A 9,107-nucleotide genomic window follows, 5' to 3' on the forward strand; every position below is an offset into this window, starting at 1 on the left:
AATGTTAATGAAAGGTTACTGCCATCGCCATTCATCCTCGGATTTCCCCAGGGTTGAGCGGACGAAAATAATCATTGCAACTTGCAGGTGGAGCTTTCATGTCAAAGGCGTTCCGTAAGAAAGTGTTGGCCACGACACTGTATGTCCTGGGTTTGGGTTCGGTTCTGGCGCTCGCCGGATGCGGCTCCAGCCCTTCGGTGACCCCTGTGTCCGGCGCGGTTACCGGAGGAGGTTCATCCGGAGCGAAATCCAGCGGGGGAGGCACGGCGGGCGGAAGCACGGCGGGTGGCTCGACGGGTAGCTCGACGGGGGCTACAGGCTCGGCGGGGGCGACGGGCTCGGCGGGCGCCACGGGTGCGACCGGAGCAACTGGTGCTACGGGCGCAACAGGTGCTACGGGCGCTACGGGCGCTACGGGCGCTACGGGCGCTACGGGTGCAACGGGCGCAACCGGTGCGGCAGGTGCGGCGGGCGTCACAAGCTTCCTCAGCCCTGTCACCAATGCGCTCGCCAAGGTTTCGGTCCTGAATACCTCGACGAACTCGTCCAGCGTCAAGCCGCTGATCAGCGCCAATGTGCTGAGCACGACGCCACAGGCGAATTCCCCGATCCAGGTTGGTGTGCTGTCGAACGGCCAGGTGGTCCAGCTCAAGGCCGGATCGCTCAGCACCTCGACGCTGCCGGTGGTTTCGACGCTTCTGGCGACGTCGAACAAGAGCGTCGGCAGCAATGTCGGCGGCGTGGTCAACACGGTGGCAAACAGCACTGGCAGCGTGCCCGTGCTGGGTGGCACGCTGAAGGGGGCGCTGGTGACGGCGGGCAACGCGATCGGCGGCACGAGCAATCCGGGCGGGGCGACGCTGACCCAGACGCTCACAAACCTGACCGGCTCGGCCGGCACCATTCTCGACACGGCGACCGGCACGTTGCCGACAGGGTCGACCGGAACGCTGCCGATCGGAACGCTGCCGACCGGAACAGGCAATCCGCTGGCGCCGGTCACCAGCACGGTATCGACCATCACGGGCACGCTGTCAGGCGCGGCGGGCGGTTCGAGCCCACTGGCGCCGGTGACCACGACGGTATCGACGGTTACGGGCACGTTGTCCGGCGCGACAGGGGGCAGCACGAGTCCGCTTGCGCCGGTCACCGGCGCATTGTCCACCGTGACAGGGGCGCTGTAACAGGAGTTCAGCCAGGGACGGCGGCACCGGTCGCTGTCCCTGGCTTGTCTCGGCGCTGGTCTGAATGTCGCAGAAGAAATATTATGGAACCTTATTGCGTGGCGCAATGCCCGCGATGGCGCGCGGACCAGGATACAATTTGAAAATCGCGACCCCGCGTTTGTCAGATCGAGCTCACATTTCCGGATCAGGATCCACCCGCGTCAACCCTGTCCGGGACTCCGACCATGGAACCACCGCCGTCGCATCTGCTTGCCGTCGTCGTCCCCGTCCGCGACGAGGCGCCGAACATTCCGCCGCTCGTGGCCGAATTCGGCACGGCGCTGGCCGGGATCGATCACGAGATCATCTTCGTCGACGACGGCAGCACCGATGACAGCCAAGCGGTGCTCGCGGCACTGGCGAAGGAAAGGCCGGAGATTCGCGTCCTGCGCCACACGGGGAGTTTCGGTCAGAGCGCGGCAATACTCACCGGCGTGACCGCCGCGAACGCGGTGTGGATCGCCACGATTGATGGCGACGGGCAGAACGATCCGGCCGACATTCCGGACATGCTCCAGCGCGCCTGGCAGGAAGAGCGGCCCGATGAGCCGGTGCTGGTGGCGGGGCGCCGCGTCCGGCGCAAGGACAGCGCGATGAAGCGGATCGCCTCGCGGATCGCCAACGGCGTCAGGGCGCGCGTGCTGCACGACGGCGTGCCCGATAGCGGCTGCGGGCTGAAGCTGTTCCGGCGCTCGGTCTTTCTCGGACTGCCGCGCTTCGACCACATGCACCGGTTTCTGCCGGCGCTGTTCGCGAGCATCGGCGGGCGGACGGTGCTGCACCCCGTTGCCCACCGCCCGCGCGTAGCCGGGCGGTCGCATTACGGGACATGGGACCGGTTGCGTGTCGGGATCGTCGACCTCGCGGGCGTGGCCTGGTTGCAGCGGCGGGCCTGCCGGCCGGTTCTGGGCGCAAGCGCGGCCGATGCCGGGTCGCCGGCCTCGCTGGAGGTGGCTCGGTGATCCGCCTCGCCCGGCCGGCGCTGCTGGCGGGAGGGCTGCTGGGCGCGGCGCTGGTGCTGCACCTGCATCCGTTCGGCGCGCTGTTCGCGCCGCATCCCGGCCACGGCTGGCGTGACGCGCTGGCACTCGGCGCGCTGGGGGCGCTGGCCTGCGCGGTCGGGATGCCGAGGCAGGTGATCGGCTTTGCGGCGGGCTTCGCCTGGGGCGTGATTCCGGGCACGGCGCTGGCGCTTGCATCCCAGCTGGCCGGCTGCGCCGCCGATCTGCTCTGGGCGCGGCTGGTCGGCCGAGCCTTCGTGCGTTCCCGGCTCGGCCATCGGGCGGCCCGGATCGACCGCGCTCTCGCGGCGCGCCCGTTCACCGCCACGCTCACGCTGCGCCTGATGCCGCTGGGCAGCAATCTCGCGCTGAACCTGCTCGCCGGCGTCTCCAGCGTGAAAGTATTTCCGTTCCTTGCCGGATCGGCGCTGGGCTTCGTGCCGCAGACCGTGATCTTCGCCCTGATCGGCGCGGGCGGACGTGTGGGGCGGGATGTTGAACTTGCCGTGGGTGTCGTGCTGTTCGTGATCTCGATCGTGCTGGCATTCGGGCTGCGCCGCCGGATTGCGCCGGAACTCGCCGGCGTCTGACTCGGATCAGCGGCAGATGGCGCCCGACGAACAGGCGATGCGCGCGGCGGGCGGCGGGCTGATCCGGCGGATGACGATTTCGGAGCCGGCGCGCCGGGGCGGTGAAAGCGGGCCGAGACTTGCGGCCATCGCCGCAAAGGCGGCGGGCGAGGGTTGCGCCCCCTGCCCCGCCGGCCCGTAGATCGCGAAGACCGGACGTCCCTCGGCCAGCGCCGCCGCGGCGCGCGCACGGCGCTGGGTGACGAGCGGCGCGAGGGCGGGATCGTAATGGCCGAGCATGGCCCAAGCCGCACCGTCGCTTGCCAGGATGACGTCGCCCGCCGTGGCGCGCGCGGCGAGCCGGGCCGCCGCCAGATCCCAGCGGGGCTTGGTTTCGGCATGGTAGTAGGGCGCGAGATTGAACAGCAGCACGGCGGCGGCGGCCGGCAGCGCCGCCAGCCTCGCAGGTGGCGGCAGGGCTTCGATGCCGAGGCCGGCGAGAACGAAGAAGGGCGGCGCGCTCCAGAGCAGGTAGCGCGGCAGCATCACCGGGTGGACGAGCGAGACGACGCCGAGGGCGATCGGCAGGCCAAGCCAGACGATCAGCAGCACCAGTGCCTCGGCGCGGGCGCGCCGGAGGCGCCAGAGACCGAGGATGGCGAGTAGCGCCATTGCGGCGGCGAACCCGGGCAGGACGGGTGGCAGCAGCCGCATCGTCACCATCGTCGCGTCGCGCATGAAATAGAGACTGGCGGCGTCGGCCCACAGGAACGATGCGGAAGGCGGCGGAATCCAGGCGAACCCTGCCATCGGACCCTGGGGCGGCACCAGCAGCAACAAGGCATAGGCCGGCGCCACCAGCAACAGGAGGGCGGCATTCAGCGCGATCCAGCGGCGGAGAAGCCCGATGCGGTCGCGGCTCCGCGGCAGGGCGGCGGCGAGTATCGCAAGCGTCGCCGCCGCCAGCCAGGGAAGCGCATCCGGGAGCACCAGCAGCGCGCCCGCGGTGCCGAGACCAAAATTCAGCCAGGGGCGGCGGGAGGGCGCATCGGGCGCGCGCACGAGGCCGAGCAGACCGTGCAGCGCCAGCAGCAGGGGCGCCATCATCAGCGTGTAGGACCGGGCTTCCTGGCCGAATGCGACCTGCAGCGGCGCGAAGGCCATCAGCAGGCCGGCAAGCCAGGCGCCGCTCCGTCCGCCGGCCGACCAGGCGATGGCAAAGACCAGCGCCGCGCAGGCGGCCCCGGCGAGTGCCGGGACAAGGCGCAACGCCGCCACCTGCGCGGCCTTCGGCGCGAGCAGTAGCGCGGCGCGCTCGATCACGAAAAAGCCCGGCAGATGGTGGTTGCGCAGCGAATCGAGCACGAGGCCGTGCAGCGGCCGTCCGGCGCGGGTGAAGGTGATGACCTCATCCAGCCAGAGCGGCTTGGCCCCGAGCCCGTGCAGGCGTGCCGCGAGCGACGCCGCGAAAACCAGCCCGATGCCCGCCAGAAGTCCGGCCCGCTCGCTGCGATGATCCGACGCCGCCCGCATCGCGACAGAATGACGCCGGCGTGTAACGGATCGACGACGTTCGGTGTCGGCTGCGTTTCGATTGCGTTCTCAATTCTTTGTTAACCCGGTTGGGGCATGGTGTCGGCGGATCGAGGAGCGGGCCAGTCGCATGGCCCGGCGGGAGTAGAGGAGCGGATGAGCGGGCAGGCTCGAACGAACAGGACCGACAGCGCGACACAACTCGCGCAGGAAGAGATCGACTCGATTCTCTCGGGCGGGGGCGCTCTTGAGGACGACGCTCTGCAACCGGAGCCGGAAGCGGAGCAGGAAGCCAGCCGGCTGCTTTATGGCCGGGCGGACAGCTATGAGCGGCTGCCGATGGCGGAAGTCGTCTTCGAGCGGCTGTCGCGAATCCTGGCCGGCTCGCTGCGCAACCTGTTTCAGGACAATGTGGAAGTCCGGCTGACGCGGCTGGCCTCGCGGCGGTTGGCAGACAGCTTTGCCGAGATCGCGCCGATGGCGCTGCTGGGCGTGTTCCGCGCGCGGGAGTGGGACAATCTCGGGCTGATCCATGTCGACGCCATGACGGTGAGCAACCTGACCGAGATCCTGCTCGGCGGCCGTCGGGTTGCCGCCGCGACCGGACAACTGCCCAAGCCGGTGACCTCCATCAGCCGCAACCTGACCGAGCGGCTGATCCGGGTGGTGCTGCACGATCTTAGAAACAGCTTCGCGCCGATCTGCGACGTGACGTTCGATTTCGAGCGCACCGAGACCGATCCGCGATTCGCGACGATCGGACGGAATTCGGGCGTGGCGCTGACCGCGCGGCTCAGCCTGCACTCGGCAGGGCGCAACTGCATGATCGACATCATCCTGCCCTTCGCGACGCTGGAACCGGTGCGCGAACTGCTGCTGCAACAGTTCATGGGCGAGAAGTTCGGCCGCGACTCCATCTGGGAAAGCCATCTCGCCGAGGAACTCTGGCACACGGATATCGAACTCGAGGCCGTGCTCGACGAACAGACGATGAAGTTGGGGGCGGTGATGGACCTGCGCGTCGGCGACATCATCCCGATCAATGCGCCGCGCGGCTCGGACGTTACGCTGCGCTGCGGCAGCGTGGATCTGTTCGCCGGCCGCCTTGGCGTGCGGCACGGCAGGCTGGCCGCCGAAATCCGGGGTTGGATCTCGCGCGAGCGGGAATAGCTCCGCCGGGCCTGGCCCGGATCGCGAATTATGCCCTGTTCGAGGTTCGCGATCCGATTGCTGCGTGATTCAGGAAGCGGGTTCGACGATCCGGGGGAACAAGCCGGACGGCGGCGGCAGAACGGCGCCAGCGTCGAGCGGGGTGGCGAGTGACGCGAAACCCCGCCGATCCGCCGGAAGGGCAAGCTGGTCCAGCAGTTTCGCCATGGCTTCCGGCATGAAGGGCTGCAGCAGGATGCCGACGACGCGCAGCGCCTCGCAGAGGGTCCGCAGCACAGTCAGCATCCGCTGCGGGTCGGTCTTGCGCAAGGCCCAGGGAGCCTGGTGGTCGATATAGGCGTTGGCGGCGCGGACGAGTTTCCAGACCTCCTCGATCGCCTCCTGATAGGCCAGGCGATCCATCGCATCGCGCATGCGGTCCGGCAGGCCGTCGGCGATGGCGCGCAGCGCGTGATCGGCCTCGGCGGCGGGACCCGCTTCGGGCACCACGCCGCCAGCGTTCTTGGCGATGAAGGAGAGCGTGCGCTGGGCGAGGTTGCCGAGATCGTTGGCGAGCTCGACATTGATCCGCGTGATGACCGAACGGCGGGAGAAATTGCCGTCGTTGCCGAAGGGCATTTCGCGCAGCAGGCAGAAGCGCAGCTGGTCGAGCCCGAATTCCGCGATCAGCGGCTCGACGGCCAGGGCGTTGTTGAGCGACTTGCTCATCTTCTCGCCCTCGATCGTCCACCAGCCATTGGCGAAGATGCGGCGGGGAACCGGCAGGCCGGCGGCCATCAGCATCGCCGGCCAGTAGACGGCGTGGAAGCGGGTGATTTCCTTGCCGACCAGATGCAGGTCCGCCGGCCAGTATTTCATCAGCGGCGCGTCCATGTCCGGATAGCCGCAGGCGGTGAGATAGTTGGTCAGCGCGTCGATCCAGACATACATGACGTGATCGGGCGCGCCGGGCACCGGAATGCCCCATTTGAAGCTGGTGCGGCTGATCGAGATGTCGCGCAGGCCGGAGCGGACGAAGGAGAGCACCTCGTTGCGGCTGGAAGCGGGCTGGATGAACTCCGGATTGTCTTCATACAGTTTCAGAAGACGATCCTGGAACGTGCTGAGTTTGAAGAAATACGAGGGTTCGCGCACCCACTCGACCGGCGCGCCGAAGGGCGAGCGCTTGATGCCGTCCGCGCCGGTGACGAGTTCGCTTTCATCGTAGAAGGCCTCGTCGCGGACGGCGTACCAGCCCTCGTAATGGCCGAGCTCGATGGCCCCTGCCCGCTCGATCGCCTGCCAGATCGCCTGGCAGGAGCGGATGTGGCGGGGCTCGGTGGTGCGGATGAAATCGTCGTTCGAGATGTTCATCGCCTGCGCCATGGCGCGGAACTCGCCGGCGATGCGGTCGGTGAACTCTTGCGGGGCGATGTTGTTCGCGCGGGCGGTGGCCTCGACCTTCTGGCCATGCTCGTCGGTGCCGGTGAGGAAATGCACGTCGAACCCGTCGAGCCGCTTGAAGCGCGCGAGCACGTCGGCGGCGACCGAGGTGTAGGCGTGGCCGATATGGGGCGCGCCGTTCACGTAATAGATCGGGGTCGTGATGTAGAATTTTCGGGTCATGGCACTCGGAGAAGCTGGAGCATGGTCAGAACCGCCGCACGCGGGTCGAGATTGAGACCGTCGACCTCCGCCGCGATCCTGCCGAAGTCCTGCCAGAGGCGGGCGCGGCCATCAAGCGCGGGCGACGGTTTGGCACGGGCGGCGGCACGGGTTTCGGTGGCCAGGGCGGCGCGCAGCAGGTCGGCGAAGGTGGCGAACCCGTCATCGGCGCGGGCGATCATATCGGCGATGGCGGCGTCGCGCGCGGGCGGGAGCGGACCGGCGAGCGCTTCGCCCACGAGGCCGGCCAGGGCGAGGCCATCGGCATCGGCGAGGGACAAGGCGCGGCCGATCGAGCCTTCGGCCAGCGCGGCCAGGGCCGTGCGGCGTTCGGCGGGAAGGTCGGGCAGAGCGGCCGCGAGCAGGCTGCTGACGGTGTCGGCCGGCAGCGGGTCGAGGTCCAGCCGGCGGCAGCGGCTGCGGATGGTGGGCAGCAGGCGGCCGGGCGCGTGGCAGACCAGCAGCCAGATCGCCCGCGCCGGCGGTTCCTCGAGCAGCTTGAGCAGCGCGTTGGCGGCGTTGCGGTTCAGCGCCTCCGCCCCGTCGACGATGACGACGCGCCACCCCCCCTCGCCCGGTGTGAGCCGCAGGAAGCGGCCGGCGGCGGCGACCGTGTCGACCACGATTTCGCCCTGCATCCGCTTGCGCTTCTCGTCGTAGCGGCGCTCGATGACCAGAAGGTCGGCATGCGCGCCGGTGGCGATGCGGCGGAAGGCGGGATCGCGCGCGGGGAGCGACAGGTCTGGCGTGCGGGCGCCGGCGAGCAGCCAGCGGGCGAAGCGGAAAGCGAGCGTGGCCTTGCCGATTCCGGGCGGGCCGGCGATCAGCCAGGCATGGTGCAGGCGCGCGCCGGTCGCGGCGCGGAAGAGTTCGGCAACGGCGTCGTCATGGCCCCGAAGCTCGGGATTGGCGCGGGGCGGCAGCATCAGGCGATGGCGAGGCCGAGCCGGGCGCGGATGAGGCCGGCGAGGGTTTCGGTGACGTCCTCGATCCCGCCGGCGGCATCGACCAGGACGCAACGATCCGGCTCGGCAGCCGCGATGGCGCGGAAGCCGTCAGCGACGCGGATGGCAAAGCCGGTATCGAACTGTTCGTAGCGGTCGGCGCCGCCGCCGCGGTGCGCCAGTCGCGCACGGGCGATGGCGTCCGGCAGGTCGAGGATCAGCGTGAGATCGGGCGTGGCGCCGATCATCGCGCCGAGGGTTGCGATCGCCGCGCGGTCCACGCCCAGGCCGTGGCCCTGATACGCCATCGTCGAGTCGGTGAAACGGTCGCACAGCACGACGGCGCCGTGTTCGAGCGCCGGGCGGATGATGGCGGCGACATGGTCGGCGCGGGCGGCGAAGACCAGCAGCGTATCGGCCAGCGGCGCGAAATGGCGCGCGGGGTCGAGCATCAGCGCGCGAATCGCTTCGGCCCCGGGCGTGCCGCCCGGCTCGCGGGTGGTCAGAACCTCGTGCCCGGCGGCGCGAAGCCGGGCGGCAAGGCGGGCAATCTGCGTCGACTTGCCGGCCCCCTCCCCGCCTTCGAGCGTGATGAAGACGCCCTGCCGGCTCACCGGACCACGATCTCGGCGCCGGCGACGCCGCGGTCGAGCAGCGAACGCAGCGCCGCATCGGCGGCGGGCGCGCTGGCATAGGGGCCGAGGCGCAGCGCATAGAGGGTGCGGCCGCCGGCGGATTGCGGGAGGATCGCGCCCGGCATGCCGGCGAGCCGCGCGCGCAGGTTCATGGCGTCGGTGGTGGACCCGAAGCCGGGGATTTCGACATAGAGCGGGCCGGGCGATGGTGGTGCGGTGCGCACCACGCCGGACAGGCGCTCGACAGCGCCGGGGACGCCGGCCGGATGCGCGGTGGCTGGGCGGATCGTGCCGGAAACCGCGCCGGCCGAACCGCCGGCGCCGGGCGGCGGCGGCAGGGCGGCGGCGGCGACCGCGCCGACCGGCGCCGCCGTGAGATGGGGCC

The 9,107-nt window shown here is 69.8% G+C and carries 9 protein-coding genes; 4 read left to right on the forward strand and 5 right to left on the reverse strand.

All coding sequences use genetic code 11. From position 1 onward, the window contains the following. Nucleotides 1-575 precede the first annotated feature (575 nt). The 3 genes from RT91_RS22635 to RT91_RS15685 all read left to right on the forward strand — a co-directional run bounded on the left by RT91_RS22635 (nt 576) and on the right by RT91_RS15685 (nt 2,817). Nucleotides 576-1,184, forward strand: coding sequence for a hypothetical protein (locus RT91_RS22635; protein WP_007424798.1), 609 nt, complete (start codon nt 576-578; stop codon nt 1,182-1,184). Between the two features lie 227 nt (nt 1,185-1,411). Then, nucleotides 1,412-2,188 carry a glycosyltransferase family 2 protein gene (locus RT91_RS15680; RefSeq protein ID WP_007424799.1) on the forward strand — a complete coding sequence of 259 codons (777 nt, stop codon included), beginning with the start codon at nt 1,412-1,414 and terminating at the stop codon, nt 2,186-2,188. Next, nucleotides 2,185-2,817, forward strand: coding sequence for a TVP38/TMEM64 family protein (locus tag RT91_RS15685; RefSeq protein ID WP_011941898.1), 633 nt, complete (start codon nt 2,185-2,187; stop codon nt 2,815-2,817). Before RT91_RS15680 ends, RT91_RS15685 begins: the two co-directional genes overlap by 4 nt. A 6-nt stretch (nt 2,818-2,823) precedes the next feature. Here the strand turns inward: RT91_RS15685 and RT91_RS15690 are convergent, their stop codons facing one another. Next, nucleotides 2,824-4,329, reverse strand: coding sequence for a glycosyltransferase family 39 protein (locus tag RT91_RS15690; protein WP_035188289.1), 1,506 nt, complete (start codon nt 4,327-4,329; stop codon nt 2,824-2,826). Between the two features lie 156 nt (nt 4,330-4,485). Between RT91_RS15690 and RT91_RS15695 the strand changes: the two genes are divergently transcribed. Beyond that, complete coding sequence (locus RT91_RS15695) at nt 4,486-5,499, forward strand: flagellar motor switch protein FliM (RefSeq protein WP_007423207.1); 1,014 nt, start codon at nt 4,486-4,488, stop codon at nt 5,497-5,499. 69 nt (nt 5,500-5,568) lie between these two features. Here the strand turns inward: RT91_RS15695 and metG are convergent, their stop codons facing one another. The 4 genes from metG to RT91_RS15715 all read right to left on the reverse strand — a co-directional run. After that, the gene (metG, locus tag RT91_RS15700) at nt 5,569-7,104 is read right to left on the reverse strand and encodes a methionine--tRNA ligase (protein ID WP_007423208.1); all 1,536 of its coding nucleotides are present in this window, start codon (nt 7,102-7,104) and stop codon (nt 5,569-5,571) included. Next, complete coding sequence (locus RT91_RS15705) at nt 7,101-8,069, reverse strand: DNA polymerase III subunit delta' (RefSeq protein WP_035188290.1); 969 nt, start codon at nt 8,067-8,069, stop codon at nt 7,101-7,103. Before RT91_RS15705 ends, metG begins: the two co-directional genes overlap by 4 nt. Then, entirely contained in the window at nt 8,069-8,701 is a 633-nt protein-coding gene (tmk, locus tag RT91_RS15710; RefSeq protein WP_035188292.1) for a dTMP kinase, read from the reverse strand. The genes RT91_RS15705 and tmk overlap by 1 nt, the downstream gene beginning before the upstream one ends. After that, a partial coding sequence (locus RT91_RS15715; RefSeq protein ID WP_035188294.1) for an SPOR domain-containing protein occupies nt 8,698-9,107 on the reverse strand: 410 nt, incomplete at its 5' end. The genes RT91_RS15715 and tmk, both read right to left, overlap by 4 nt.

The sequence above is a fragment of the Acidiphilium sp. JA12-A1 genome (assembly GCF_000724705.2).
In the GTDB taxonomy this organism is placed as follows: domain Bacteria; phylum Pseudomonadota; class Alphaproteobacteria; order Acetobacterales; family Acetobacteraceae; genus Acidiphilium; species Acidiphilium multivorum.